Origin of the sequence: Stenotrophomonas sp. PE591 (assembly GCF_018320795.1) — a bacterium.
GTDB classification, from domain to species: domain Bacteria; phylum Pseudomonadota; class Gammaproteobacteria; order Xanthomonadales; family Xanthomonadaceae; genus Stenotrophomonas; species Stenotrophomonas maltophilia.
On sequence record NZ_JAAOKO010000010.1, the window covers coordinates 66,118 to 91,658 of the forward strand.

Below are 25,541 nucleotides of genomic sequence, written 5' to 3' on the forward strand. Positions count from 1 at the left end.
GTACCCATCCGCGATCGTCAACGGCAGTGGCAGGCGCAGGGTCTCATCCGCTGCGACGCCGTCCTGCCATCCTGGGCTGTCATGTCCCGGGCTGCGTCACCCGATGCATCGAGCACCCACCAATCACGCCAAGAGGACACACGCCGTGACCACCGAATCCAGCGCCACCATCGAGAAGGAAAGCGAATTCCTGTTGACGTCGCCGCCGACGGCCAACGCGATGAGTGTGACCAAGCGCAATGGCACGACCGAACTGGTGGACCTGAACAAGATCGTGCGCGCGGTGCAGCGTTCCTCCGAAGGCCTGCACGCCGTCGATCCGATGCGCGTGGCCACCCGCACCATTTCCGGCCTGTACAACGGCGCCACCACCCGCGAGCTGGACGAACTGTCCATCCGCACCGCCGCCCTGCTGATCGGTGAAGAGCCCGAGTACGGCCGCCTGGCTGCGCGCCTGCTGGCCAACTACATTGCCAAGGAAGTCTCGGGCCAGGAAATCTACGCCTTCTCGCAGTCGGTCAGCCGTGGCCATGAAGTCGGCCTGATCAACGACCGCCTGCTGAACTTCGTGCAGACCAACGCGCGCAAGCTCAACGATGCCATCGACATCTCGCTGGACCTGAACTTCGATTACTTCGGCCTGCGTACCCTGTACGACCGTTACCTGCTGCGCCACCCGCACACCCGCAAGGTGATCGAGACCCCGCAGCAGTTCTTCCTGCGCATCGCCAGCGCGCTGAGCGAGGACGTGTCCGAGACCCTGGCGCTGTACAAGCGCATGGGCAACCTGGACTACCTGCCGTCCAGCCCGACCCTGTTCAATTCCGGCACCACCCACGAGCAGCTGTCCTCGTGCTTCCTGCTGGACTCGCCGCAGGACTCGCTGGAGTCGATCTACTCCAAGTACGGCGACATCGCCCAGCTGTCGAAGTTCTCCGGCGGCATCGGCGTCAGCTACACCCGCGTGCGTTCGCGTGGTTCGCTCATCAAGTCGACCAACGGCCACTCCAACGGCATCGTGCCGTGGCTGAAGACCATGGATTCGTCCGTGGCCGCAGTGAACCAGGGCGGCAAGCGCAAGGGCGCGGCCTGCGTGTACCTGGAGACCTGGCACGCCGACATCGAGGACTTCCTCGAGCTGCGTGACAACACCGGTGACGAAGCCCGCCGCGCGCACAACCTGAACCTGGCCAACTGGGTGCCGGACCTGTTCATGAAGCGCGTCGAAGCCGACCAGGAATGGTCGCTGTTCGATCCGCGCGTCGTGCCGGAGTTCACCGACCTGTTCGGCGAAGCCTTCGAGGCCGCCTACCTGCAGGCCGAAGCCCAGGGCAAGGCCAACCGCACCATTTCTGCCCGCAAGCTGTACGCCCGCATGATGCGTACGCTGGCCGAGACCGGCAACGGCTGGATGACCTTCAAGGACAAGTGCAACCGCGCCAGCAACCAGACCCTGCGTCCGGGCAACGTGATCCACCTGTCCAACCTGTGCACGGAAATCCTGGAAGTCACCTCCAACGATGAAACCGCGGTGTGCAACCTGGGTTCGATCAACCTGGGCAACCACTTCGACGAGCACAACGAGTTCGATTTCGAGAAGCTGGCCGAGACCGTGCGCCTGGCCGTGCGCCAGCTCGACCGCGTCATCGACCTGAACTTCTACCCGATCGAAACCGCCCGCCGCGCGAACCTGCGCTGGCGTCCGGTCGGCCTGGGCTGCATGGGCCTGCAGGACGTGTTCTTCCGCAAGCGCCTGCCGTTCGACAGCGCCGAAGCCCGCGCCCTGTCGAAGAAGATTGCCGAAGCGATCTACTTCCACGCGCTGGAAACCTCCTGCGAGCTGGCCCAGGAACGTGGCAAGCACCCGTCGTTCAACGACACCCGCGCCGCCAGTGGCGAACTGCAGTTCGACGCCTGGAACGTGGTGCCGGAAGACACCGCACGCTGGGACGCCCTGCGCGCCCGCATCAAGGAACACGGCCTGCGCAATTCGCTGATGATCGCGATTGCGCCGACCGCGACCATCGCCTCTATCGCCGGCTGCTACGAGTGCGTCGAGCCGCAGGTGTCCAACCTGTTCAAGCGCGAAACCCTGTCCGGTGACTTCCTGCAGGTCAACCGTTACCTGGTGAACGAGCTGAAGAAGCTGGGCCTGTGGACGCCGGAAATGCGCGATGCCATCAAGCTGGCCGAAGGTTCCATCGCCGGCGTGGCGCAGATTCCGGAAACGCTGCGCGAGGTCTACCGCACCGCGTGGGAACTGCCGATGCGTTCGCTGATCGACATGGCCGCCGAGCGTGGCGCCTTCATCGACCAGTCGGCCTCGCTCAACCTGTTCATGGAAAGCCCGAACATCGGCGCGATGTCCTCCATGTACATGTACGCCTGGAAGCAGGGCATCAAGACCACCTACTACCTGCGTTCGCGCCCGGCCACCAAGATCGCCAAGACCACGGTGAGCGCTGCGGCCCCGGCCAAGGTATTCAGCCCGGACGAAGCCATCGCCTGCTCGCTGGAAAACCCGGAAGCCTGCGAGGCCTGCCAGTAACACACCGCGCGGTGGGTGCCGACCGTTGGTCGGCACTCGAACACCTCGCACCTGTAGAGCCGAGCCATGCTCGGCTGCGGAAAAACACCCACGGTAGCGCCGGGCCACGCCCGGCGGCTCACCCAGGAATTCAAGGAAACACCCATGGCCGACAAGCCCAAGCAGATGCTGCTCGATCCCGGTTTTGAACTGACCCTGCGCCCGATGCGCTACCCGCAGTTCTATGACATGTACCGGAACGCGATCAAGAACACCTGGACGGTGGAAGAGATCAACTTCCAGATCGACATCACCGACCTGCACAGCAAGATGTCGCCGGGCGAGCGCCACCTGATCCACCGCCTGGTCGCGTTCTTCGCCACCGGCGACTCGATCGTCTCCAACAACCTGGTGCTGAACCTGTACCAGCATCTCAATGCGCCGGAAGCGCGCATGTACCTGTCGCGCCAGCTGTATGAAGAAGCGCTGCACGTGCAGTTCTACCTGACCCTGCTCGACAACTACCTGCCGGATCCGGAAGAGCGCGCCAAGGCGTTCTCGGCGGTGGAGAACATCGACTCGATCAAGAAGAAGGCCGATTTCTGCTTCAAGTGGATCGACTCGATCCAGAGCCTGACCCGCATCGAGACCCGCGAACAGCGCCGCCAGTTCCTGCTCAACCAGATCTGCTTCGCCGCCTGCATCGAAGGCCTGTTCTTCTTCGCGGCCTTTGCCTACGTGTACTACTTCCGTTCGCGCGGCCTGCTGCCGGGCCTGGCCTCGGGCACCAACTGGGTGTTCCGCGACGAGAGCGCACATATGGAGTTCGCGTTCGAGTCGGTGCGCGTGGTGCGTGAGGAAGAACCGGACCTGTTCGACGAAGAGATGAAGCAGCAGGTCTACGACATGCTGGCCGAAGCCATCGAATGCGAAGTGCAGTTCGCCGAGGACGTGCTGTCCGGCGGCGTGGCCGGCATCTCCACCCGCGACATGCGCCAGTACCTGCAGCACTGTGCCGACCAGCACTTCGCCAAGCTGGGCATGGAAAAGAAGTACAACGTGCGCAACCCGCTGCCGTTCATGGAACTGCAGGACGTGCAGGAACTGACCAACTTCTTCGAACGCCGCGTCTCGGCCTACCAGGTCGGCGTGCAGGGCGAAGTCGCCTTCGACATGAATTTCTGATCGAACCGGCCCGGCCTGTCGCAACGAAGAACCCCGGCCAATGCCGGGGTTTTTCGTTGTGCATCAGAAGGATGAGCTATTCTCGCTGGACGCCAGTGGCGGTGCGTCGTACCCCTGCCGGGCCTGGAGGAGAAGGGGAGGCGACTGCAGGAATGACGCGCGGACAATCCCAGCGCCGGGTTCCCGTGCGCGTGGTCCTGCCATGGTGGCGCAACTGAATGGACCCTGGAGGTCGCAATGGAGACTGCAGTGCCTGGAACAGCAACCCGCAGGACCGTGTTTCGTGGGTGGACGGGAGGACTGTTCGCCGTCCTGGTCGCCTGTCCGCCCCTCGCCCATGGCACGAACTGCGATTCCAAGGTGACCAACGTTTCCATCGATGCCAGCGGCAAGGTGTTCGTGGCGACCACCGTCTCGCCCATCCACGCGGTCTGCAACATCGTCAGCAAAGGCGACTTCAGCATGCCGCCCGAGGTCTGCAAGGCAACCTATGCCATGCTGATGAGTGCGAAGGTCTCTGCCATACCCATCCGCCTGTACTACACCAGCGTGCCGCAATGTGGCGATATCAAGGCCTGGTCCGCACAACCCAGCTTCTACCACGCTGAACTGTTCTGATTACGGGGCCGGGCGTATCGCCTTGAGGGCACGCCGCGATCAGCGCCGCCCTTCCACCGCCATGCGCACCGCCAGCCCGGCCAGCACCGTGCCCATCAGCCAGCGCTGCACCATCTGCCAGGTCGGGCGTGCGGCCAGGAAGCCGGCGATGCTGCCGGCGGTCAGCGCGATCATGCCGTTCACGCTGACGCTGACCAGGATCTGGGTGGAGCCCAGCACGATCGACTGCATCAGCACGCTGCCTTCGCTGTCCGGGTGCAGGAACTGCGGCAGCAGCGACAGGTACATCACCGCCACCTTCGGGTTCAGCAGATTGGTCAGGAATCCCATCGTGAACAGCTTGCGCGGGCTGTCCTGCGGCAGTTCGCGCACCGCGAACGGCGAACGGCCACCGGGCTTGAGCGCCTGCCAGGCCAGGTACAGCAGGTACAGCGCGCCACCGATGCGCAGCGCGTCGTAGGCGAACGGTACCGTCATCAGCAGGGCGGTGATGCCCAATGCCGCGCACAGCATGTAGAACACGAAGCCCAGCGCCACCCCGCCCAGCGAGATCAGTCCCGCCATCGGCCCCTGGCAGATCGAGCGCGAGATGACGTAGATCATGTTCGGCCCGGGCGTGAGCACCATGGCCAGCGAAACCAGCGCAAAGGCCAGCAGGTCGGAAGTGGCGGGCATGGGAGGTCCTGGCAGTGGGCGTGGCGCAGTGTAACGCCTGCTGCAGGCGCGGCCTGCGCAGGCACCGCTGCCGGGTGACCGTTGCACGTGCATTCCGATGGCCGTCACGCCGGTCGCTTAGAATCCGCAGCACCCCACACCGAAGCTCCCCCATGACCCCGATCCCCGAGACCGTGCCGCCCATCGAAGTGCGCATGGCCGAAATCGTCTTCCCCAACCACACCAACCACCTCGGCACCCTGTTCGGTGGCCAGGCACTGGCGTGGATGGACAAGGCCGCATTCCTGGCCGCCGCCCGCTACTCGCGCCGTACCGTGGTGACCGCGCGCAGCGACCAGGTCGACTTCAAACTGCCGATCCGCATCGGCCAGATGGTGGAAACCATCGGCCGCATCGTCGAAGTCGGCCGCAGCTCGATGAAGGTGGAGGTGGAACTGGTCGCCGAAGACCTGCACAGCGGCGAGCGCAAGCTGTGCACCCGCGGCCACTTCGTGATGATCGCGCTGGACGAGGAAGGCCACCCGATCGCGGTGCCGCCGCTGCCGGCGGCCTGACCCGGCCAACCGACCGGCGCTTGCAGGGGCGCCGCAGCGCCCCCATCTGGCAGCCATGACCCCGCCACTGACCGACTTCATCGACCGCGCCCAGCGCCTGTTCGTGCTGACCGGCGCCGGCTGCAGCACCGCCTCGGGCATTCCCGATTACCGCGATAGCGACGGCCAGTGGAAACGCACGCCACCGGTGACCTACCAGGCCTTCATGGGCGAGACGGCTACCCGCCAGCGCTACTGGGCGCGCAGCCTGCTGGGCTGGCCGCGCTTCGGCCTGGCCCGGCCCAACGGTACCCACCAGGCCCTGGCCGCACTGGAAAGCCGTGGCAAGCTGCAGGTGCTGCTGACCCAGAACGTGGACGGCCTGCACCAGCGCGCCGGCAGCCGTAACGTGATCGACCTGCATGGCCGCCTGGACCTGGTGCGCTGCATGGGCTGCGAGCGCCGCAGTGGCCGCGAGGACTTCCAGCAGCGCCTGCTGGACGCCAACCCCGGCTGGGATGCGCTGGAGGCCGGCGTCGCGCCTGATGGCGACGCCGATCTGGAGACCGATTTCTCCAGCTTCGTGGTACCCGGGTGCCCGCACTGCGGCGGGGTGTTGAAGCCGGACGTGGTGTTTTTCGGCGAAAACGTGCCCTGCGAGCGGGTGGAGGCGGTGCACGAGCACCTGCAGCAGGCCGACGCCGTGCTGGTGGTGGGCTCGTCGCTGATGGTCTATTCCGGCTTCCGCTTCGTGCAGGCGGCGGCCAAAGCAGGACTGCCGGTGGCGGCGCTGAACCGTGGCCGCACCCGTGCCGACGACCTGCTGCAGTTCAAGGATGAACGCGATTGTGCTGAAGCGCTGGCGTCGGTTATCGAACCATCGGCTGGGTAGAGTCGACTGTCAGTCGACTATCGCGTGCAGCGCGGGCTTCTCGACGGCCGTTGGAAATGCAGTCGACTGTCAGTCGACTCTACAGGCCACCCGCCGCCGCGAAACAGCGATCCATCCAGATGGTTGATCCCGGAGCCGTGCGGCGGTGCAATACGCATCCCCTACGTCGTCCATCACTGTCTTGAGCCAGCTGTTTTCGCCGATCTCGTTCGGCCCCCTGACCCTGTCCAACCGCATCGTCGTCGCGCCGATGTGCCAGTACTCCGCCGAAGACGGTCGCGCCAGCGACTGGCATGCCATGCACCTGGGCAACCTGGCGCAATCCGGCGCCGGCCTGCTGATCCTGGAAGCCACCGCGGTCGAGCCGCGTGGCCGCATCAGCTGGGCCGACCTGGGCCTTTGGGATGACGGCACCGAGGCCGCGTTGGCACAGGTACTGGCCAGCGTCCGCCGCTGGTCGCCGATGCCGCTGGGCATCCAGCTCGGCCATGCCGGTCGCAAGGCCTCGGTGAACCGCCCTTGGGACGGCGGTGGCCAACTGCCGGCCGACGATGCGCGTGGCTGGGCCACCGTGGCGCCGTCGCCGCTGCCGTTCCATGCCGCCGACCCGGCGCCGCAGGAACTGGACGAGGCCGGCATCGCCGAGGTCGTCGCCGCCTTCGCCGCCAGTGCGGTGCGTGCCGAGCGCCTCGGCTTCGAGCTGATCGAGCTGCATGCCGCCCACGGCTACCTGCTGCACCAGTTCCTGTCGCCGCTGAGCAACCGCCGTACCGATGGCTACGGTGGCTCATTGCCGAACCGCCTGCGCCTGCTGGTGGAAGTGTTCGACGCCGTGCGTGCGGCGGTATCGGACAAGGTCGCCGTGGGCGTGCGCATCTCCGCCAGCGACTGGGTCGATGGCGGCTGGGATCTGGTGCAGAGCGAAGCGCTGGCCCAGGTGCTGGACGCGCGCGGCTGCAATTTCCTGCATGTCTCCAGCGGTGGCCTGGACGAACGCCAGAAGATCACCGTCGGTCCGGGCTACCAGGTGCCGTTCGCGGCAGCGATCAAGGCCAAGGTGCGCATGCCGGTCATCGCCGTGGGCATGATCACCGAGCCCGAGCAGGCCGAATCGATCCTGCGCCATCGCCACGCCGATGCCGTGGCCCTGGCGCGCGGCATCCTCTACGACCCGCGCTGGCCGTGGCATGCCGCTGCCGCATTGCGCGACAGCGTGGAACCGGCGCCACAGTACCTGCGCTGCGAGCCGCGCGATGCGCGCGGCGTGTTCAAGACGCGCTGAGGCTCACACCCGCCAGGCCGGCGCGATGCCGGCCTGAAGGTGTTCGAACAGCGCGCGGATCTTGGCGGTGAAATCGCGGCGGTCGCTGACGCAGAAGTAGACCTCCATCGGTTCCGGGCGCCACGCGGTGTCGGCGCCGAACACCGCCTGCAGGCGGCCCTCGCGCAGGTACGGCTCGGCCACGAATGCGGCCAGCCGGGTGATGCCGGCACCGGCCGCCGCCAGCGTCGCCAGCGCATCGATGTCATCGCAGACCATGCTCGGTGGCAGCGCGGCGTCCACGCGCTGGCCGTCCTTCAGCAGGCCCCAGCGCAATGGCCGGCCATCGGTGGGGAAGCGGTGCAGCAACCCGCGATGACCGCCCAGATCGGAAGGCTGTTGCGGGATGCCGTGCGCCTTCAGGTAGGCCGGCGAGGCACAGAACACGAACGGAACACGCGCCAGCTGCCGCGCGACCACGCCGTCCTCCAGCTGCGCCCCGATGCGGATGCTGGCATCCACCGCTTCCGGCCCATGCTGCACGGCGCGGTCGGTCAGGCGCAGCTCCAGCTGCAGTTGTGGGTAGCGCTGCTGCAGTGAAGGCAACAAGGGGGCAAGCACGTGGCGACCGAAGGCGCTGCTGCTGGCGATGCGCAGCGGCCCGGCCGGTTCGATGTCACCGGCGGTGACCATCGCCTGCGCGCGCGCCAGGTCGGCTTCGATGTGGCGCACCTGCGCCAGGTACAGCGCGCCGGCCTCGCTGAGGGCCAGCTGCCGCGTACTCCGGTTCAGCAACCGTACGCCCAGATGGGCCTCCAGTCGGTTGATGTTCTGGCCGACCGCGGTGGCGCTGATGCCAAGGATGCGGGCCGCGGCGGCAATGCTGCCGGTCTCTGCGGTGCGGGTGAAGCTGCGGATCAGTTGCAACAGGTTCATGACCGACCAGCTTGCCACGGGAAGATCCAAGTATCGCTTGGTACTGAACCAAGCAGGCCGGTTGCACCCGTGATCATCCGGCCGCTGGGCAGGGCGCTGCCCTACACTGTGGCGATGCGCCCCGATTCCATTCTTACCCTGTCCTGCCCCGACCGCACCGGCATCGTCTACCGCGTGTCCGGCCTGCTGTTCGACCACGGCTGCAACATCCTCGACGCCCAGCAGTTCGGCGATGAGGAGAGTGGCCGCTTCTTCCTGCGCGTGCACTTCGACCGCGATGCCGGCCTGCCGCTGGAAACCGTGCACGCCGCCATGGCCACGCTCGCCGAGGGCTTCGGCATGGACTGGCAGCTGCACGATGGCCGACGCCGCGCGCGGCTGCTGGTGCTGGTCAGCAAACAGGGGCATTGCCTCAACGACCTGCTGTTCCGCGCCCACAGCGGCCAGCTGAAGGTGGACATCGCAGCAGTGGCGTCCAACCACGCCGACTTTGCGCCGCTGGCGGCGTCCTACCAGGTGCCGTTCCACCACCTGCCGGTGACCGCCGATACACGCGCGGTGCAGGAGCAGCAGATCATCGACCTGGTCGAGCGCGAACGCATCGACCTGGTGGTGCTGGCGCGCTACATGCAGATCCTGTCACCCACGCTGTGCCGCGCGCTGGCCGGCCGTGCGATCAACATTCACCACAGCTTCCTGCCCAGCTTCAAGGGCGCGCAGCCGTACCACCAGGCACACGCGCGTGGGGTCAAGATCATCGGCGCCACCGCGCACTATGTCACCGAGGACCTGGACGAAGGCCCGATCATCGAACAGGACGTGGCCCGCGTGGACCATGCGATGGCACCGCGTGAACTGGTGCGGCTGGGAAGTGATACCGAATCGCTGGTGCTGGCACGCGCGGTTCGCCGCCATGTGGAGCACCGCATCCTGCTCAATGGGCATCGCACGGTGGTGTTCCGGTAATCGCCCATCCCGCGTCCGCCGGGCATGGCCCGGCGCTACCACGGGTGCTATCCGGTAGTGCCGGCCGCTGGCCGGCAACTGCAGAGATCCCGAGGTTGCCGGCCAGCGGCCGGCACTACCGAATCCTGATTTCATCCAATGAAAAGCCCCCGGTTCGGCCGTCCCGCGATCTGTAGGGGGGCGTAGTTAGGGGGCTGGATGAATCGATTGTGTTGTTGTGGGCAGGAGCGCGCAAGCGGCATAAGCGACGTGCGCGGTAGCGCCGGGCCATGCCCGGCGGTCACGCCTCAGACGATCGCGATCCCCGCCTTGCCCAGCGCCTCGCGCACCATCGCGTCGTTGGCTTCGGTCACCGGCTTGGTCAGCTCCCACAGGAACTTCACCCGGAAGCCGGACTTCACCGCGTCCTGCGCGCTCCACAGCACGCAGTAGTCACGGGCCAGGCCGCATACGTGCACTTCGCGGATGCGGCGTTCATGCAGCCAGCCGGCCAGGCCGGTGGCCGGGCGCTCGCCATCGGGGCCGTGGTTCTCGCGGAAGGCGCTGTACGAATCCACCTGTTGGCGCGTGCCCTTGCGCAGGATCAGGTCGGCTACGGTCCAGTCCACGCCCGGGTGCAGGGCGGCACCGGCGCTGCCCTGCACGCAGTGGTCCGGCCACAGGGTCTGCGGCTGCGCGTGCAGCAGGATGGTCTCGAACGGGCGTTGGCCGGGGTGCTGGCTGGCGAACGAGGCATGGTCGGCCGGGTGCCAGTCCTGTGTTGCCACCACGGTGCGGTAGCGGCGCTGCACCAGCACATCGGCAATGGGTGCCACCAGCGCATCGCCCTGGTCGCAGGCCAAGGCGCCACCGGGCATGAAGTCCGGCTGCAGGTCGATCACCAGCAGGGCGACATCGGCGGGCAGGGCGGTCATGGCAGTTCCGGTACAACAGAAGGGGCGACCAGCGTGGCCGCCCCATGCCTGCACGTCAATCGTCCTGCGGCGTCCCAGCGTCCTGCCCGTAGTACAACAGGCCGATCTTGATCCGCTCGCGGCCATTCTCGCGGCGATGGCGGTTGGCATCGCGCAGCGAGTACACGCAGCCGCAGTATTCCTGCTGGTAGAACTGCTCGCGCTTGCTGATCTCGATCATGCGGCTGGCACCGCCGCCCTTGCGCCAGTTGTAGTCCCAGTACTGCAGGCCTTCATAGCGCGAGGCGGCGCGGATGCCGCAGTCGCTGATCTGCGCCATGTTCTTCCAGCGCGAGATGCCCAGCGAAGAACTGATGGTGTCGTAGCCGTGCTCGTGCGCGTACAGCGCAGTGCGCTCGAAGCGCATGTCGAAGCACATCGTGCAGCGGATGCCGCGTTCAGGCTCGTTTTCCATGCCGCGTGCACGGCTGAACCAGTTGTCGGTGTCGTAGTCGCAGTCGATGAAAGGAATGCCGTGCTGCTCGGCGAAGCGGATGTTCTCCTGCTTGCGCAGCTCGTACTCCTTCACCGGGTGGATGTTGGGGTTGTAGAAGAAGATCGCGTAGTCGATCCCGGAGGCGGTGATCGCCTCCATCACTTCGCCGGAACAGGGCGCGCAGCACGAATGCAGCAGCAGGCGCTTGCCGTCGGCGGGCAGGGTCAGGGTGGGGCGTTGGAGCTCGGTCATCGTCAGGTACCGCATGGACCGCCGGCAACGGCGGTGGCCCATGCATCAGCGCGTGGGTGAACGGGTCTGGCCGGATACCGTGAACAGGACGCGCGCGGCCACACCGCCTGCACGCGCAGGACGACGACGGCCCCGGCAACCTCCCCGCGGAGATTCCAGGTCGAGTCAGGGGACGGTCGTGTCCCCCGGCCGGGGCCGGTATTCGGGCTGATGGACACGGGCCGCAGCCCACCTACTACCCGCCGCTTCCCAGGCGCGAGCCCAGTGCTGTTGGCAGGATTCGTTTCCATTCACCGCTGCGGGGCAGCTCCGGAATGGACGCGCGAGGCGCCTTCACCGGATTCCCGTTTAAATCCCTCCCCGCGCCGCAGCGATGGGAGGGATACCTTCGGCGTGTGCAAGGTGGACCTGTTGGTGGCGCCGGTCAAGAGCGCCGGGGTCAGAGCCCGATGCGCTGCAACGGGATCCGACCCCGGTCGGGATGCACCTTCAATGCCCCACGGCCGCCCGCGTGCGGATGTCGTCCAGCCGCTGGTCGTGCAGCAGGCGGCCGTTCTCCCACACGGTCACCATTGCGTCCTCGAAGCCGTCCGGCAGGGTGTCGTCGCCGTTGGCCGGCAGTGGCACCGTATGCAGGCTGCCATCGTCCAGATGGCGCAGCAGGCGCATGCGGCCGCGCTTGCTGGCCTTGCCGGCGTCGGTGACCGGATCCTTGTATACATCGACCCACTCACCGTCGACCCGTGCCGCCGAGCACTTCAGCGCGAACTTCTGCGTATCGCGGTCCAGCCGCTGCAGCAGTGCACCGCCCATGCCGAAGGCCACGTTGTCGGCGGCGTAGCCGCTGTCGGTGATGCGCTGCAGGATCGCGCGGATGGTGTCCGGATTGATGCCATCGCCCTGGATCACCCGCACGTGGTTGAGCACGCGATAGCCCTTGCCGTTGAGGCTGTGGCCGAAGGCTTCATCCAGCCGGCGCAGGCTTTCGGCCACCACCTCCACCGGGTCACCCGAGTCGGGACGGATGACCAGGGTGGCGCCCGACGCGATCACGTCATCGCGCAGGGTGGTGCCCCAGTGTTCGCTGATCGCGCGGTAGATGTCATAGCTGTCCGACACCACCGCCACGATCGAACCGGGCTTGCCGAACTGGCGCAGCATGTTGCGATAGGCGTCCACCTCGCGTTCGCGGCCCCAACTGGTGATGGTGCTGTGCTCGGCGGCCGGAATCGAATAGCCGGCCATCGGCGCGTGGTAGTGCGCGCGTGCCAGGCACAGCGCCGACACGGTATCGGTGCCGAGGAAGTTGACCAGGTGCGCGGCACCGCCCAACGCGGCCGATTCCAGGCTCGATACACCGCGCGCGCCGAAGTCGTGCAGCTTGAACGGCAGCTGCTCCTGCGGGTCGTCGCTGGTCTGCTGCAGGAACGCGGCGATGGTCTGCCGTGCGTGCCAGCTGATGGTGGCCACGGTGACCGGATACCACACGCGCAGCAGCAGCGTTTCCAGATACGACGGCACCCAGAACGCAGCCGGATCGGTCGACTCGATGGTCATCAGTGCCTGGTGGGTGGGCACCACGCTGCCCTCGGGAACGGCGCGGATGCGCACCGGCAGGTGGCCGCCAAGCCGGTCGACGATATCGCGCCAGCCGGCCTCGTTGAACGGTTCGCCATGCGCGGCGAATACCGCAGCAGCGTCGTCGATGTCGGCGTGGGTGACCGGTCGTGCCAGCGCGTCCTTGAGGATCGCCTGCAGGCCGAAGAACACCGTGCGATCGTGCAGGCCGCCACGTGATTCGACATAGAAGAACGTGGCATCGGTACCCGGCGGATACTGCAGCCAATGGCTGGCCTTGTAGCTGTCGGTGTTGAGGAGAAGATTATCGAGGTAGTGCATGACGGAAGCTCCTTCGCGTCGAGTGACACCAGCGGTCTGTCCGCCAGTGGGGAGGCCGGGCCTGTCAGCCGCGGCCGAGGAAATACTCCAGGATGTGCAGGTGGTCTTCGAACAGCTGCGGGCCCATGTCCAGGGCTTCGCTCACCGGGATCCAGCGCGCCTTGTCGGCGTCGTCGCCGCCGCGCACCGGCGGCAGGTCACCGGCCGGGAATTCGAAGTGGAAACCGTGGGTGATGGTGCGGCCGCGCTGGCTGCGGTCGGGGTGGTCGAAGACCTGCTGGCCCTTCAGCGAACCCTTCAGCACCGGCAGCGGAATCTTCAGCCGGGTTTCCTCGCGCAGTTCGCGCAGGCAGCTGTCGAGCAGGCTCTGTTCCTGGCCGACGAAGCCGCCGGGCAGCGCCCACAGCCCCTTGCCGGGTTCCGAGCGGCGACGCACTAGCAGCACGTGGCCTGAATGCACCACCACCGCATCGGTGGTGACGAAGGTGGGCGCGTAGGGCGCATCCTTCCAGGCGGCCTTGTACTGTTCGATGAAGCGGTACTCGGCCACCAGCTGGCCATAGGCAGGCGCGCTTTTGCGGAACGCTTCGAGCATGTCGTACACCGGCGCCGGCACATTGCCACGCAGCATCAGCAGCGCGCCGTGGAAGTCGACGTCGCCGGCTTCGAAGAGGTAGCGCCGCAGCTCGGTGGCCGACAGGGTGGCGGTATGCTGCACGTCCACCAGCGGCCACTGCGGGAATTCCCGCAGGTAGTAGCTGGACGCGTCCTTGTCCATGCCGATCAGGCCTACCTTCGCATCAGCGGCGGCGCCGTCGTTGCGCAGGGCGTCAGCCACCTGGCGCTGCACGTTGGCGATCCACTGCGCTTCGTTGTACAGGTGGTCACGCAGCGGGCGGATCAGCAGGCGGTCGGTGTGGCCATCGAGGGCGGCCTGGATCATCACGGCGCGTTCGGCCACGGTCCAGGGATTGCGCAGGCTGCGGGGGGTATCGGCAGAGCCGACCAGGAAGATCAGCTTGCGGGCCCGGCTCAGGGCCAGGCGGGCAACGGCGGCGTGGCCGTTGTGGAAGGGCTCGAATCGCCCGATGAAGACGAGATAGTCGAATTCCATGAGAATCCCTCATGTCGTTGTGGCAGCCGCGGGTCTGTCCCTTGGCTTGCTGCAGATGCTACGCCGATGGCGGGGCGGGTCAAGCCTGCAGCCGTGCTTTCTGCTGAACGGCGCATCGCGTGCGCGGACTGCGCCGTTGTTCTCAGGCCCTGAGAAGCCTCTGCGCCATACTGGCACCCACGCGGCGGACGGCATGCTCGGGGGCAAGACAGTGGCGGACAAGTACTGCGATCTGGTCATGAAAGGCGGCATCACCAGCGGCATCGTGTACCCCAATGCGGTACTGGCGCTGGCGCGCGAGTATCGCTTCAAGAGCATCGGCGGCACTTCGGCCGGCGCCATCGCCGCCGCCGTGGCGGCTGCGGCGGCCTGCGGTGATCGTCGCCAGCAGGCCGGCGAGCACCTGCCCGGCGATGCAGGCTATGGCGGGTTGTCGGCGGTGTCGGCGCAGCTGTCGCGGCGCGGCTTCATCTACAGCCTGTTCCAGCCCGCACGCGGCGCACGCGCGGCCTATCGCCTGCTGGTGGTGCTGACCGGCAATGCCAGCCTGCCGCACAAGCTGCTGTGCCTGGCCGTTGCCGTGTTCGAGATCGCGCCGCTGGAAGTGCTGGTGTCGCTGGCGCTGCTGCTCGGCCTGGGCTGGTGGGGCGGTGGTTGGAGCGGGGTGGCGGCCACGCTGCTGCCGTCGCTGCTGTGTGCGTACGGTGCGGGTGTGGCCGGTGCCGCGCTTCGTGTGGCACGCGTGGCGCGACGCAATCTGCTGGGCCTGTGCAGCGGCCTCGGCCGCGATGCTCGCACGCCGGCACTGACCGAGTGGCTGCACGAATGCCTGCAGCAGTTGTCCGGCAAGCCGCTGGATGCACCGCTCACCTTCGCCGACCTGCACGATGCGCCGCGCTATGCCGGCGAGCCGGACAGCCCGCATGCGATCAGCCTGCAGATGATCACCACCTGCGTGTCGCACAACGAGCCGCGCACGCTGCCGCTGGGCGGCGCGCAGTTCTGGTTCCTGCGCGAGGAATTCGAGCAGCTGTTCCCGGCCAGCGTGGTGCAGTGGCTGGTGACGCAGGCCGGCCCGCCGCTGGAAGTGGAAGGGCGGCAGTACTACCACCTGCCGCCGGGCCCGAAGCTGCCGGTGCTGGTGGCCACGCGCATGAGCCTGAGCTTCCCGCTGCTGATCAGCGCGGTGCCGCTGCATGAACCCTCACGCCGCGAACGACGCTGCGAGCCGACCGCGCCGGCGGCCGACCCCGAGCACAACGTGGCCGACAGCATGGAAGGGCTGACCAGCGCCGGGCAGGCTTGCGGCCCGGTGATCACCGCCTTCCGCATCTGCTGGTTCTCCGATGGTGGCATCAGCAGCAATTTCCCGATCCATCTGTTCGATGCCGCGTTGCCGCGCTGGCCGACCTTCGCCATCAATCTGGTCTACCCGCAGCACGCCGAAGAGGTGAACCACGGCAGCAGTGGCCGCCAGTCGCTGGAGCACGCGGTGTTCCTGCCCACCGAGAACCGACACGGCTGGCAGCGCACCTACCAGTCGATCGCCACACCGCTGGCGGCCGCCGAGCTGGGCCGCTTCCTGTTCGCGGTGGTGGCGACCATGCAGAACTGGCGCGATCTGCTGCAGGCGCGCGCGCCGGGCTACCGCGACCGCATCGTGCACGTCAGCCTGCAGGGCGACGAAGGCGGCATGAACCTGGACATGCCGCAGGAGGTGCTGACCCGCATCGCCGACAAGGGCAGCCTCGCCGGTGCGCGCTTCTGTTCGTTCTCGTTCGAGAACCACTACTGGATCCGCTGGCGCAACCTGGCCTCGGCCTACCAGCGCTACACGCTGGAAGTGGCACGCACCGATGATCCGGCGCAGCAGGTACTGGCCTACCGCGCGGCGTACGCGATGGTTGCCCGCGGGGAACCGGCACCGCCGTCGTACAAGCTGGGCTCGGAAGACAAGCGGCTGGCCTCGCAGCAGCTGTGGGGGTTGATGGTCGAGCAGGGACGTACCTGGGAAGACCTCGGCCCGGACCTTACCGACGGCGCACCGCGTCCGCTGCCGCAGATGAAGGTCACGCCGATCTACTGAGCCGGCAGTAGATCCACGCCATGCGTGGATGCATTTCGCGCAGGGCGAGAGCGTGCCGACCAACGGTCGGCACCCACCATCAGCATCAGCATCACCATCAGCATCAGCATCAGGTTCCAGCAGCAGGAGGAAACTGTCGAAGGCGGGGTGGTGTCGGATTGCGGGGTGTCCGCGGCATGGATGCCGGGGGTCACTTCAGGGACGAGTTCACGGCGTCCCCGCAATCCGACACCGCCCCGCCATCCCACGGAAAGCCCGCTGTTGCTTTTGAGGTTGCCGGCCAGCGGCCGGCACTACCGCAGGTGCAGGGCGCAGCCCTGCCGAACCAACCCTACCGCCCCGGCAACTGCGCGAACGCGCGCTGCATGCAGTCCTCGCGCGGGCACACCCGGCAACCCGGCCCGATCGACACCGAGTTCCCCGGGCTCTGTACATCCAGCCCCAGCGAATACACCAGTCGTTCGGCATGCTGCAGGTCGCAGCCCAACGCCACCGCGAACGTCTTGCGTGGCTGGCCATGGCCGACCGGCCCGCTGCTGACCTGCCGCGCCAGCCAGAAATGACGGCGGCCATCGGGCATGCGCGCGGTCTGGGTGAGGATGCGGCCGGGCTGGTTGAACGCCTCGTAGACGATCCACAGCGGGCACGACCCTCCCACCTGCGAGAAGTGGAAGTCGGTGGCCGAATGGCGCTTGGAGACGTTGCCGGCGCGATCCACGCGGATGAAGAAGAACGGCAGCCCGGGCGCACTGCGCCGCGCCAACGTGCTCAGCCGGTGGCAGACCGCTTCGAAGCCGACGCCGAACTGATGCGCCAACAGTTCGATGTCGTAGCTGCTGGCCTCGGCCGCACGCAGGAAACGCATGTACGGCATCACCAACGCACCGGCGAAGTAATTCGACAAGCCAATCCGCGCCTGCGCGATGCGTGCCTCATCGGTAAAGCCGGCGCGCGCCACCACCGCATCGATCTGCGGCAGATAGCCGTGAAGGGCCAGCTCGGCCGCCATCTGGAACGCCTGCTGGCCGGGCTCCAGGTAATCGGGTAGCCACAGCCGCCGCGCACCGGCATCGTATTGCCGTTTCTCGCGCCCGGCCTGCAGTGCGGCCACTTCCACCAGCACGCCATGGCGGTCGGCCAGCAGCTGGCGCAGCCGCGGTGCCACATGCCCGGGCGACAGCCCCCATTCGGCGAACAGCTGCTCGGCCAGCTCGTCCAGTTCGGGGATGTGGTTGTGCATGCGGTTGAAGAACTCGCGCACCTGGTCACCGGCCGGCAGGGTGCTGCCGGCACCGGGCTCGCCCAGCTGGAACTCCAGCGCGGCGGCATGCTCGCGCAGCGCCAGGTGGCGGCGGTGCAGGTCCAGCAGTGCGCGGCTGACCTGCGGCAGGTTGCCGGCCAGGGCGCGCAGCTCGGTCGCGCTGACTTCGGCCAAGCCGAGGTCGCGCAGGGTCTCGCCCAGCGCTTCCTGCAGGGCAGCGGGCTCATCTTCGTCGAACAGTGAGGAAACATCGCCCAGTACCTCGCCCAGCTTCTTCTGCACGGCCGGGGTGAGTGGGCGTTTGTTGCGCTCGATCTGGTTCAGGTAACTGGCCGACAGGCCCAAGGCGCGGGCCAGGTCCACCTGGCTGTAGCCGCGCTGCTCGCGCAGCCGTAGCAAGCGCAGGCCAAGCTGCCGCTGGGTGGCTGAATAATTCACAGAATTAACATGAATCGTCTGGCGTGTTGGCCAGATTAAGCGGATTCAGCCCGGAAATCGAGACGGGTGCTGTGAATAATGCCAAGCATCTTTCGCACCCCGTGGGATTGTCGTCATGACTGTTGCAGCGCCCCGTATCCGCATGCTGATCGATGGCCAGTTCGTTGAATCGGCCACCTCCCACTGGCAGGACGTGATCAATCCGGCCACCCAGGACGTGCTGGCCAAGGTGCCGTTCGCCACCACCGGCGAAGTGGACGCCGCCGTCGCCGCCGCCAAGGAAGCCTTCAAGACCTGGCGCAAGACCCCGATCGGCACCCGCGCGCGCATCTTCCTGAAGTACCAGCAGCTGATCCGCGAGAACATGAGCGAGCTGGCCCACATCCTCACCGCCGAACAGGGCAAGACCCTGCCGGACGCCGAAGGCGATGTGTTCCGTGGCCTGGAAGTGGTCGAGCACGCCGCCGCCATCGGCAACCTGCAGCTGGGCGAGCTGGCCAACAACGTGGCCAATGGCGTGGACACCTACACGATCATGCAGCCGCTGGGCGTGTGCGCTGGCATCACCCCGTTCAACTTCCCGGCGATGATCCCGCTGTGGATGTTCCCGATGGCGATTGCAACGGGCAACACCTTCATCCTCAAGCCGTCCGAGCAGGACCCGATGGTCACCATGCGCCTGGTCGAGCTTGCCCTGGAAGCCGGCATTCCGAAGGGCGTGCTGAACGTCGTCCACGGCGGCGAGGAAGTGGTCAACGCGATCTGCGACCACCCGGACATCAAGGCCGTGTCGTTCGTCGGTTCCACCCGCGTCGGTACCCACGTCTACAACCGCGCCTCGCTGGCCGGCAAGCGCGTGCAGTGCATGATGGGCGCCAAGAACCACGCCGTGGTGCTGCCGGACGCCAACAAGGAACAGACCCTCAACGCGATGGTCGGTGCCGCCTTTGGTGCCGCGGGCCAGCGCTGCATGGCCGCTTCCACCCTGGTGCTGGTCGGTGAGGCGCGCAACTGGGTGCAGGACCTGGTCGAAAAGGCCAAGACGTTGAAGGTCAGCGCCGGCACCGTGTCCGGCACCGACGTCGGCCCGGTCATTTCCTGCAGCGCCCGCGAGCGCGTGGAAGGCCTGATCGCCTCGGGCGTGGAGCAGGGCGCCAAGCTGGTGCTGGATGGCCGCAAGCCGCAGGTCGATGGCTTCGAGAAGGGCAACTTCGTCGGCCCGACCATCTTTGCCGGTGTCACCACCGACATGCGCATCTACCAGGAAGAAATCTTCGGGCCGGTTCTGGTCATCCTCGAAGCAGAAACGCTGGAAGACGCCATCGCGATGGTCAACAGCAACCCGAACGGCAACGGCACCGCACTGTTCACCCAGTCCGGCGCGGCCGCGCGCAAGTTCCAGGAAGACATCGACGTCGGCCAGGTCGGCATCAACGTGCCGATCCCGGTGCCGGTGCCGCTGTTCTCGTTCACCGGTTCGCGCGCCTCCAAGCTGGGTGACCTGGGCCCGTATGGCAAGCAGGTGGTGCTGTTCTACACCCAGACCAAGACGGTCACCGCGCGCTGGTTCGATGACGAGACGCTGAGCCACGGCGTCAACACCACGATCAGCCTGAAGTAACGGCAGGAGCAGCCATGAGCCACTCGATGACGACGGAACTGGAAGAAGCGCAGCAGGCGTACCGCGAGGCGGCGCGCGACTTCGCACAGGCCGAACTGGCGCCGCACGCCGCGCGATGGGATGCGGAGGGCATCTTTCCGCGCGAGGCGATCGCCAAGGCCGGTGAACTGGGCTTCTGCGGCCTGTACATGGACCCGGAAGTGGGCGGCAGCGGCCTGAGCCGACTGGACGCCGCCGTCGTCATCGAGGAGCTCGCCAACGTCGATCCGTCGACCGCGGCGTACATCAGCATCCACAACATGGCCTCGTGGATGGTGTCCAGGTGGGGCCAGCCGGCCCTGCGCGATGCGTGGGGCACCGATCTGTCCTCGGGCCTCAAGCTGGCCTCGTACTGCCTGACCGAACCGGGTGCGGGTTCCGATGCGGCGTCGCTGAAGACCACCGCCGTGCGCGATGGCGACTTCTATGTGCTGAATGGCTCCAAGGCCTTCATTTCCGGCGCCGGTGCCACCGAGCTGCTGGTGGTGATGGCTCGCACCGGTGGTGCCGGTGCCGGCGGTGTCAGCGCCATTGCGGTGCCGTCGGACCTGCCGGGCATCAGCTTCGGCCGCAAGGAAGAGAAGATGGGCTGGAACAGCCAGCCCACCCGTGGCATCACCTTCGAAAACGTCCGCGTGCCGGTCAGCCACCTTCTGGGAGAGGAAGGCGGCGGATTCAAGCTGGCGATGAAGGGCCTGGACGGCGGCCGCATCAACATCGCCGCCTGCTCGCTGGGTGCCGCGCAGGGTGCGCTGGATGCCGCACGCCGCTACATGGGCGAGCGCCGCCAGTTCGGCAAGGCGCTGGCCGAGTTCCAGGCGCTGCAGTTCAAGCTGGCCGACATGGTCACCCAGCTGGTCGCCGCCCGGCAGATGGTGCACACCGCCGCGCGCAAGCTCGATGCCGGTGCCAGCGACGCCAACGTGTGGTGCGCGATGGCCAAGCGCTTCGCCACCGATGCCGGTTTCAACGTCTGCAACGAAGCGCTGCAGATCCACGGCGGCTACGGCTACATCCGCGAGTACCCGATCGAGCGCCTGCTGCGTGACTGCCGCGTGCACCAGATCCTGGAAGGCACCAACGAGATCATGCGGGTGATCGTTGCCCGTCACCTGCTCAACACCGAAGAGGAACTGCGATGAAGGATTGGCGTACCCAGGAGCATGTGGGCCTGAAGGTGGAGGTGGATGGCCACACCGCCGTGGTCACCCTGAACAACCCGCCGGCGCACACCTGGACCGTGCACAGCCTGTCGGCGCTGCGCGACCTGGTGGGCGCGCTCAACGCGGACCGCGACATCTACGCGCTGGTGATCACCGGTGACGGCGAGAAGTTCTTCTCCGCCGGTGCCGACCTCAACCAGTTCGCCTCCGGCGACAAGGCCGCTGCACGCGAGGCCGCGCGCCGCTTCGGTGAAGCCTTCGAAGCGCTGTCCGGTTTCCGTGGCGTGTCGATCGCCGCGATCAACGGCTACGCCATGGGCGGTGGCCTGGAATGCGCACTGGCCTGCGACCTGCGCATCATTGAAGACCACGCCCAGGTCGCGCTGCCGGAGGCCACCGTCGGCCTGTTGCCGTGTGCCGGTGGCACCCAGAACCTGCCGCGCCTGGTCGGCGAGGGCTGGGCCAAGCGCATGATCCTGCTGGGCGAGCGCATCAATGCCGAGACCGCACTGCGCATTGGCCTGGCCGAAGAAAAGGTCGGCAAGGGCGAAGCCAAGGCACTGGCCCTGGAATGGGCGAAGAAGGCCGGCAAGCAGAGCCCGACCAGCATCGCCGCCTGCAAGACCCTGGTGCAGTCCACCCGCACCGGCACCCACGCCTCGGCGCTGGTGGCCGAGCGTGAAGCCTTCGTCGACCTGTTCGACACCGCCGACCAGGTCGAGGGCGTGACCGCCTTCCTGGAAAAGCGCACCGCGCAGTGGAAGAACGCATGAGCATCGACACCGTTGCCGACGACGCACCGGTGCTGTTCGAGGAGCGCGTGGCCGGCAACGGCGCGCGCATCGGCATCGCCACGCTCAATGCGCCGCGTACGCTCAATGGTTTCTCGCTGCCGATGGCGCACCTGCTGCTGAAGCAGTTGAATGCCTGGGCCGACGACGACGGCATCGCCATGGTGGTGCTGCAGGGTGCCGGTGAGAAGGCGTTCTGCGCCGGCGGCGACCTGCACAGCCTGTACAAGAGCATGGTCGCCTTCCGCGAGGCCGGCTGCAGCGACATCCGCGAGAACGACTACGCCGCCGAGTTCTTCGACGTCGAATACCGCGTCGATCATCTCATCCACACCTACGCCAAGCCGATCCTGTGCTGGGGCCATGGCATCGTGATGGGCGGCGGCATCGGCCTGATGTCCGGCGCCAGCCACCGCGTGGTCAGCGAGCGCTCCAAGCTGGCCTTCCCCGAAATCACCGTCGGCCTGTTCCCCGATGTCGGTGGCAGCTGGCTGCTGCCGCGCGTACCGGGCAAGGGCGGCCTGTTCCTGGCGCTGACCGGCGCGCTGCTCAACCCGGGCGACGCCATCTACGCCGGCCTGGCCGACGTGCACGTGGCCGAAGAACGCCGCAGCGCGGTGTTCGATGCGCTGCTGCAGGTGGCCTGGTCCAGTGATTCCGCACACAACCACGAACGTCTGACCCATCTGCTGCAGTCGCATGCCAGCGATGCCGCCACCGGCCCGCTGCTGGCCAATGCCGCGCAGGTCGAGGCGCTGTGCGAGGGCGATGACCTGCCCGCGATCATCAACCGCATCAGCAAGCTGCAGACCGACGATGCCTGGCTGCAGGCGGCACAGAAGACCCTGGCTGCCGGCGCACCGGGTTCGGCACGGTTGGCGTACGAACTGCAGCGCCGCAGTGCCGGGCAGGACCTGGCCGCGATCTATCGCCTGGAGTACATCGTCGCCCTGCACTGCGCCGCCCACGGTGATTTCGCCGAAGGCATCCGCGCGCTGCTGATCGACAAGGACCGCAATCCGCAGTGGAACCCGGCCACCCTGGCCGAGGCCACCGGCGCGTGGGCCGACACCTTCTTCGCTTCCCCCTGGGCCGATGCCGCGCATCCGCTGGCCGACCTGGGCACTCCCCTTGTTGAAAGGAGCCTTGCATGAGCCGCATTGCATTCATCGGGTTGGGCAACATGGGTGGCCCGATGGCCGCCAATCTGGTCAAGAACGGCCACAGCGTGCGCGTGTTCGATCTGGTCCCGGCCGCGGTGCAGGCCGCCGTTGACGCCGGTGCCAGTGCTGCGTCGTCGGCGCGCGACACCCTGACCGATGCCGAGGTGGTGATCTCGATGCTGCCGGCCAGCCGCCACGTAGAAGGCGTATACCTGGGCGACGACGGCATCCTTGCCGCGATCCCGGCCGGTGCGCTGGTCATCGACTGCAGCACGATCGCCCCGGCCAGCGCCCGCAAGGTCTCCGAAGCCGCTGCCGCACGTGGCCTGCAGATGATCGACGCACCGGTGTCCGGCGGTACCGCCGGTGCCCAGGCCGGCACCCTGACCTTCATCGTCGGTGGCGAAGAGGACGCGCTGGAACGCGCGCGCCCGGTGCTGCAGGCGATGGGCAAGAACATCTTCCATGTCGGCGCCAGCGGCGCCGGCCAAGTCGCCAAGCTGTGCAATAACATGGCGCTGGGCGTGATCATGGCGGTGACCGGCGAAGCCATCGCCCTTGGCGTGGCGCACGGGCTGGACCCGAAGGTGCTGTCGCAGATGATGGCGGTCAGCACCGGCCGCAGCTGGGCCACCGAAGTGTGCAACCCGTGGCCGGGCGTGCTGGAAAACGCGCCTGCGTCGCGCGGTTACAGCGGCGGCTTCGGCAGTGATCTGATGCTGAAGGACATGGGCCTGGCAGTGGAAGCGGCGATGAGTGTCGGCGCCTCGATTCCGCTGGGCGAAGTAGCCCGCAACCTGTACTCGATGAACCACCAGGCCGGCCGCGGCAAGCTGGATTTCTCCAGCGTCGTGCAGCTCATCACCAGCGAGAAGTGACCTGGTAGTGCCGGCCGCTGGCCGGCAACCTCATGCCCCCTGTGGGACAACGAAGGTGGGATGGGCGGATGTTCGGTTTCGACCGGCATCCGCCCATTTTTTTGCTCTTCACGTTGGTAGTGCCGGCCGCTGGCCGGCAGCACCCCATCAGGCAACGATCAGCGTCACGTCGATGTTGCCGCGGGTGGCGTTGGAGTACGGGCACACGATGTGCGCCTTCTGCACCAGCTCTTCCAGCTGCTCGCGCGGCACGCCCGGAGCGCTGATGGTCAGCTCGGCTTCGATGCCGAAGCCGGTCGGGATCTGGCCGATGCCGACCTTGCCGGTCACGGTGGTGTCGGCCGGCAGCGCGACCTTGGCCTGGCCGGCCACGAACTTCAGCGCGCCCAGGAAGCAGGCCGAATAGCCGGCGGCGAACAGCTGTTCCGGGTTGGTGCCCGGGCCACCGGCGCCGCCCAGCTCGCGCGGGGTCGACAGCTGGATGTCCAGCACGTTGTCGGAGGAGACGGAACGGCCTTCACGGCCGCCGGTGGAGGTGGCCTGGGCGGTGTACAGAACCTTTTCGATGGACATCGGGATGCTCCTGGTCGGTGGGTGGGTGGTGCGTTGGAGCGTACTTTGCCCGGTTTCCGCGTACGTTGGGTTGCAGGGCGTACGAAAAACTTGATCGATCGTCCTGGTGGCCTAGATCGTCCACTCGCGGTCGGTGGTGAACATGATGGTCAACCAGCGGTCCGGCGAGGCCTCGCCCAGCGCGTCGCCGATCTCGTCGCGCAGCTGGTCCCATTCCACCAGCGGCCGCGGCGGATCGTTTTCCGGCACCACGAAGAACAGCTCGATCTGCTCACCTCGCCCCACCTGCGCCACGTAGCTGCGGTGCTCGACGAAGCCATGCTTGGCCACGATCGCGCGTGCCACGGCATCCACGTGCGCCTGCAGCTCCGGCGGGGTGACCAGCAGGATGCCGGCCAGCGCCCGGCGCACGGTGCCGAGCGGGGCGATCATCACCAGCACGCAGACGAAGGCAAGGATGGCCGGGTCGATGTACGGCCCGACCCAGGCCCAGGACGTGCCCTGCACCAGCACGCCGCCGAGGAAGGCCAGCAGGTAGCAGGCCGACATGCTGGCCGCGATCACCCAGTTCTTCGCATCCAGTGCGATGAACTCCGAGCCGATGCGGCGGTTGGCGCGCAGGATGAACCAGGCCAGTGCGCCTTCGCCGACGATGGACAGCCCGGCGAAGGCGATGGCCGGGCCCAGCGCAATGTGGCGGCCCCCGGACATCAGTGCATCCACCGCATTGACCAGGGCATACAGTGCCGCACCGATCATCAGCGTGCCGCTGACCCCCAGCACGATCGGCTCAAGGTGCCAGAAACCCATGGTGAAGCGCTGGTTGAGCCGCGACTGCAACGCATCGGTCTGGGTGGACAGCGCGATCAGGCGTGCCACCAGCAGCGACAGCCAGGTCATCACCACGTCGATCAGGCCGTAGATGCCATCGAAGATGATCAGCGAGGAATTGGCCAGCAGGCCGAATACCACTGCGGCGGCGGCCAGCAGCAGCGAGGCGGCGATCGACAGGCGCAGCACGCCCTGTTCGGTGGCGGGGTCGAAGAACTGCGGGCGGTGGGTGGCCATGGCCCGATTGTAGAGCGGCGGCATGCTTCGCTGCCGTTGCGGCCTGCCGATGCTGTCCCTGGGCAGCTCTGTGCCGTAGACTGCGTCCCTCCCACGTACCGACGCCCGCCTGCAGTGATCACGCCACCCTGACCCTTGCCGCACATCGGCAGCCGGCCCGCCCGGCTCAGGAACCCGTGTCTTTCCACTGCAGCGCCATGCGGCCACGCCCGC

General features: G+C 67.1%; 22 protein-coding genes and 1 riboswitch. Of the genes, 13 read left to right on the top strand and 9 right to left on the bottom strand.

Going from position 1 to position 25,541, the window contains the following annotated elements; all coding sequences use genetic code 11:
* Nucleotides 1-145: 145 nt before the first annotated feature.
* The 3 genes from JLDANKMP_RS19045 (at nucleotide 146) to JLDANKMP_RS19055 (ending at nucleotide 4,330) form a co-directional block, all read left to right on the top strand.
* Nucleotides 146-2,548: a ribonucleoside-diphosphate reductase subunit alpha gene (locus JLDANKMP_RS19045; RefSeq protein WP_005407668.1), complete on the top strand. Its 2,403-nt coding sequence runs from the start codon at nucleotides 146-148 to the stop codon at nucleotides 2,546-2,548.
* Between the two features lie 144 nt (nucleotides 2,549-2,692).
* A complete protein-coding gene (locus JLDANKMP_RS19050) occupies nucleotides 2,693-3,712 on the top strand; it encodes a ribonucleotide-diphosphate reductase subunit beta (protein WP_005407669.1) in 1,020 nt (339 codons plus the stop codon).
* A 237-nt stretch (nucleotides 3,713-3,949) separates the two neighbouring features.
* Nucleotides 3,950-4,330: a hypothetical protein gene (locus JLDANKMP_RS19055; RefSeq protein ID WP_024956223.1), complete on the top strand. Its 381-nt coding sequence runs from the start codon at nucleotides 3,950-3,952 to the stop codon at nucleotides 4,328-4,330.
* A gap of 39 nt (nucleotides 4,331-4,369) precedes the next feature.
* On the opposite strand, the gene JLDANKMP_RS19060 is transcribed toward JLDANKMP_RS19055, so the two are convergent.
* Entirely contained in the window at nucleotides 4,370-5,005 is a 636-nt protein-coding gene (locus JLDANKMP_RS19060) for a LysE family translocator (RefSeq protein WP_005407671.1), read from the bottom strand.
* Between the two features lie 152 nt (nucleotides 5,006-5,157).
* Between JLDANKMP_RS19060 and JLDANKMP_RS19065 the strand changes: the two genes are divergently transcribed.
* From JLDANKMP_RS19065 to JLDANKMP_RS19075, 3 genes are all read left to right on the top strand, one after another.
* On the top strand, nucleotides 5,158-5,559 hold the full coding sequence (locus JLDANKMP_RS19065) for an acyl-CoA thioesterase (RefSeq protein ID WP_005407672.1): 402 nt from the start codon (nucleotides 5,158-5,160) through the stop codon (nucleotides 5,557-5,559).
* Between the two features lie 55 nt (nucleotides 5,560-5,614).
* Entirely contained in the window at nucleotides 5,615-6,430 is an 816-nt protein-coding gene (locus tag JLDANKMP_RS19070) for an NAD-dependent protein deacetylase (protein ID WP_212561852.1), read from the top strand.
* Between the two features lie 181 nt (nucleotides 6,431-6,611).
* Nucleotides 6,612-7,712, top strand: a complete 1,101-nt coding sequence (locus JLDANKMP_RS19075) for an NADH:flavin oxidoreductase/NADH oxidase (protein ID WP_212561853.1) — start codon at nucleotides 6,612-6,614, stop codon at nucleotides 7,710-7,712.
* Nucleotides 7,713-7,715: 3 nt separating this feature from the next.
* Here JLDANKMP_RS19075 and JLDANKMP_RS19080 read toward each other — a convergent pair whose 3' ends face one another.
* Nucleotides 7,716-8,627, bottom strand: coding sequence for a LysR family transcriptional regulator (locus tag JLDANKMP_RS19080; protein WP_032966340.1), 912 nt, complete (start codon nucleotides 8,625-8,627; stop codon nucleotides 7,716-7,718).
* Nucleotides 8,628-8,741: 114 nt separating this feature from the next.
* Here JLDANKMP_RS19080 and purU point away from each other — a divergent pair, with 114 nt between their 5' ends.
* Nucleotides 8,742-9,593 (top strand): formyltetrahydrofolate deformylase, encoded by an 852-nt coding sequence (gene purU / locus JLDANKMP_RS19085; protein WP_005411937.1) that lies wholly within the window; start codon nucleotides 8,742-8,744, stop codon nucleotides 9,591-9,593.
* A 287-nt stretch (nucleotides 9,594-9,880) separates the two neighbouring features.
* Here purU and pncA read toward each other — a convergent pair whose 3' ends face one another.
* From pncA to JLDANKMP_RS19105, 4 genes are all read right to left on the bottom strand, one after another.
* On the bottom strand, nucleotides 9,881-10,507 hold the full coding sequence (gene pncA / locus JLDANKMP_RS19090) for a bifunctional nicotinamidase/pyrazinamidase (RefSeq protein ID WP_212561854.1): 627 nt from the start codon (nucleotides 10,505-10,507) through the stop codon (nucleotides 9,881-9,883).
* Between the two features lie 55 nt (nucleotides 10,508-10,562).
* On the bottom strand, nucleotides 10,563-11,234 hold the full coding sequence (locus JLDANKMP_RS19095; RefSeq protein ID WP_212561855.1) for an epoxyqueuosine reductase QueH: 672 nt from the start codon (nucleotides 11,232-11,234) through the stop codon (nucleotides 10,563-10,565).
* Nucleotides 11,235-11,409: 175 nt separating this feature from the next.
* Nucleotides 11,410-11,639: riboswitch (cobalamin riboswitch) on the bottom strand.
* Nucleotides 11,640-11,723: 84 nt separating this feature from the next.
* The gene (locus tag JLDANKMP_RS19100) at nucleotides 11,724-13,133 is read right to left on the bottom strand and encodes a nicotinate phosphoribosyltransferase (RefSeq protein ID WP_212561856.1); all 1,410 of its coding nucleotides are present in this window, start codon (nucleotides 13,131-13,133) and stop codon (nucleotides 11,724-11,726) included.
* 64 nt (nucleotides 13,134-13,197) lie between these two features.
* Nucleotides 13,198-14,253, bottom strand: a complete 1,056-nt coding sequence (locus JLDANKMP_RS19105; protein ID WP_086010223.1) for a bifunctional nicotinamide-nucleotide adenylyltransferase/Nudix hydroxylase — start codon at nucleotides 14,251-14,253, stop codon at nucleotides 13,198-13,200.
* A 187-nt stretch (nucleotides 14,254-14,440) separates the two neighbouring features.
* On the opposite strand from JLDANKMP_RS19105, the gene JLDANKMP_RS19110 reads away from it, so the two are divergent.
* Nucleotides 14,441-16,333, top strand: a complete 1,893-nt coding sequence (locus tag JLDANKMP_RS19110; RefSeq protein WP_033833254.1) for a patatin-like phospholipase family protein — start codon at nucleotides 14,441-14,443, stop codon at nucleotides 16,331-16,333.
* Nucleotides 16,334-16,664: 331 nt separating this feature from the next.
* On the opposite strand, the gene JLDANKMP_RS19115 is transcribed toward JLDANKMP_RS19110, so the two are convergent.
* Nucleotides 16,665-18,032 carry a short-chain fatty acyl-CoA regulator family protein gene (locus tag JLDANKMP_RS19115; protein WP_012478808.1) on the bottom strand — a complete coding sequence of 456 codons (1,368 nt, stop codon included), beginning with the start codon at nucleotides 18,030-18,032 and terminating at the stop codon, nucleotides 16,665-16,667.
* A gap of 115 nt (nucleotides 18,033-18,147) precedes the next feature.
* Between JLDANKMP_RS19115 and JLDANKMP_RS19120 the strand changes: the two genes are divergently transcribed.
* Genes JLDANKMP_RS19120 through mmsB form a run of 5 tightly spaced genes read left to right on the top strand, consistent with a single transcriptional unit; the run spans nucleotide 18,148 to nucleotide 23,687 of the window.
* Complete coding sequence (locus JLDANKMP_RS19120; protein WP_012478809.1) at nucleotides 18,148-19,653, top strand: CoA-acylating methylmalonate-semialdehyde dehydrogenase; 1,506 nt, start codon at nucleotides 18,148-18,150, stop codon at nucleotides 19,651-19,653.
* A 14-nt stretch (nucleotides 19,654-19,667) separates the two neighbouring features.
* The gene (locus tag JLDANKMP_RS19125; protein ID WP_060380143.1) at nucleotides 19,668-20,834 is read left to right on the top strand and encodes an acyl-CoA dehydrogenase family protein; all 1,167 of its coding nucleotides are present in this window, start codon (nucleotides 19,668-19,670) and stop codon (nucleotides 20,832-20,834) included.
* Nucleotides 20,831-21,628, top strand: a complete 798-nt coding sequence (locus tag JLDANKMP_RS19130) for an enoyl-CoA hydratase (protein ID WP_005411946.1) — start codon at nucleotides 20,831-20,833, stop codon at nucleotides 21,626-21,628. The genes JLDANKMP_RS19125 and JLDANKMP_RS19130 overlap by 4 nt, the downstream gene beginning before the upstream one ends.
* The gene (locus tag JLDANKMP_RS19135; RefSeq protein ID WP_212561857.1) at nucleotides 21,625-22,800 is read left to right on the top strand and encodes an enoyl-CoA hydratase/isomerase family protein; all 1,176 of its coding nucleotides are present in this window, start codon (nucleotides 21,625-21,627) and stop codon (nucleotides 22,798-22,800) included. The genes JLDANKMP_RS19130 and JLDANKMP_RS19135 overlap by 4 nt, the downstream gene beginning before the upstream one ends.
* Entirely contained in the window at nucleotides 22,797-23,687 is an 891-nt protein-coding gene (mmsB, locus tag JLDANKMP_RS19140; RefSeq protein WP_043035424.1) for a 3-hydroxyisobutyrate dehydrogenase, read from the top strand. The genes JLDANKMP_RS19135 and mmsB overlap by 4 nt, the downstream gene beginning before the upstream one ends.
* 147 nt (nucleotides 23,688-23,834) lie before the next feature.
* Here mmsB and JLDANKMP_RS19145 read toward each other — a convergent pair whose 3' ends face one another.
* Together JLDANKMP_RS19145 and JLDANKMP_RS19150 are read right to left on the bottom strand one after the other, a co-directional pair.
* Complete coding sequence (locus tag JLDANKMP_RS19145) at nucleotides 23,835-24,260, bottom strand: organic hydroperoxide resistance protein (protein WP_014035621.1); 426 nt, start codon at nucleotides 24,258-24,260, stop codon at nucleotides 23,835-23,837.
* 111 nt (nucleotides 24,261-24,371) lie between these two features.
* Nucleotides 24,372-25,352 carry a cation transporter gene (locus tag JLDANKMP_RS19150; protein WP_005407688.1) on the bottom strand — a complete coding sequence of 327 codons (981 nt, stop codon included), beginning with the start codon at nucleotides 25,350-25,352 and terminating at the stop codon, nucleotides 24,372-24,374.
* Nucleotides 25,353-25,541: the final 189 nt, after the last annotated feature.

What these genes read in the sequence shown, in the direction of transcription:
- JLDANKMP_RS19050 (WP_005407669.1), top strand. Translation starts at nt 2,693, where the DNA reads ATGGCCGACAAGCCCAAGCAGATGCTGCTCGATCCCGGTTTTGAACTG.
- JLDANKMP_RS19055 (WP_024956223.1), top strand. Translation starts at nt 3,950, where the DNA reads ATGGAGACTGCAGTGCCTGGAACAGCAACCCGCAGGACCGTGTTTCGT.
- JLDANKMP_RS19060 (WP_005407671.1), bottom strand. Translation starts at nt 5,005, where the DNA reads ATGCCCGCCACTTCCGACCTGCTGGCCTTTGCGCTGGTTTCGCTGGCC.
- JLDANKMP_RS19065 (WP_005407672.1), top strand. Translation starts at nt 5,158, where the DNA reads ATGACCCCGATCCCCGAGACCGTGCCGCCCATCGAAGTGCGCATGGCC.
- JLDANKMP_RS19070 (WP_212561852.1), top strand. Translation starts at nt 5,615, where the DNA reads ATGACCCCGCCACTGACCGACTTCATCGACCGCGCCCAGCGCCTGTTC.
- JLDANKMP_RS19080 (WP_032966340.1), bottom strand. Translation starts at nt 8,627, where the DNA reads ATGAACCTGTTGCAACTGATCCGCAGCTTCACCCGCACCGCAGAGACC.
- purU (WP_005411937.1), top strand. Translation starts at nt 8,742, where the DNA reads ATGCGCCCCGATTCCATTCTTACCCTGTCCTGCCCCGACCGCACCGGC.
- pncA (WP_212561854.1), bottom strand. Translation starts at nt 10,507, where the DNA reads ATGACCGCCCTGCCCGCCGATGTCGCCCTGCTGGTGATCGACCTGCAG.
- JLDANKMP_RS19095 (WP_212561855.1), bottom strand. Translation starts at nt 11,234, where the DNA reads ATGACCGAGCTCCAACGCCCCACCCTGACCCTGCCCGCCGACGGCAAG.
- JLDANKMP_RS19100 (WP_212561856.1), bottom strand. Translation starts at nt 13,133, where the DNA reads ATGCACTACCTCGATAATCTTCTCCTCAACACCGACAGCTACAAGGCC.
- JLDANKMP_RS19110 (WP_033833254.1), top strand. Translation starts at nt 14,441, where the DNA reads ATGCTCGGGGGCAAGACAGTGGCGGACAAGTACTGCGATCTGGTCATG.
- JLDANKMP_RS19120 (WP_012478809.1), top strand. Translation starts at nt 18,148, where the DNA reads ATGACTGTTGCAGCGCCCCGTATCCGCATGCTGATCGATGGCCAGTTC.
- JLDANKMP_RS19125 (WP_060380143.1), top strand. Translation starts at nt 19,668, where the DNA reads ATGAGCCACTCGATGACGACGGAACTGGAAGAAGCGCAGCAGGCGTAC.
- JLDANKMP_RS19130 (WP_005411946.1), top strand. Translation starts at nt 20,831, where the DNA reads ATGAAGGATTGGCGTACCCAGGAGCATGTGGGCCTGAAGGTGGAGGTG.
- JLDANKMP_RS19135 (WP_212561857.1), top strand. Translation starts at nt 21,625, where the DNA reads ATGAGCATCGACACCGTTGCCGACGACGCACCGGTGCTGTTCGAGGAG.
- mmsB (WP_043035424.1), top strand. Translation starts at nt 22,797, where the DNA reads ATGAGCCGCATTGCATTCATCGGGTTGGGCAACATGGGTGGCCCGATG.
- JLDANKMP_RS19145 (WP_014035621.1), bottom strand. Translation starts at nt 24,260, where the DNA reads ATGTCCATCGAAAAGGTTCTGTACACCGCCCAGGCCACCTCCACCGGC.
- JLDANKMP_RS19150 (WP_005407688.1), bottom strand. Translation starts at nt 25,352, where the DNA reads ATGCCGCCGCTCTACAATCGGGCCATGGCCACCCACCGCCCGCAGTTC.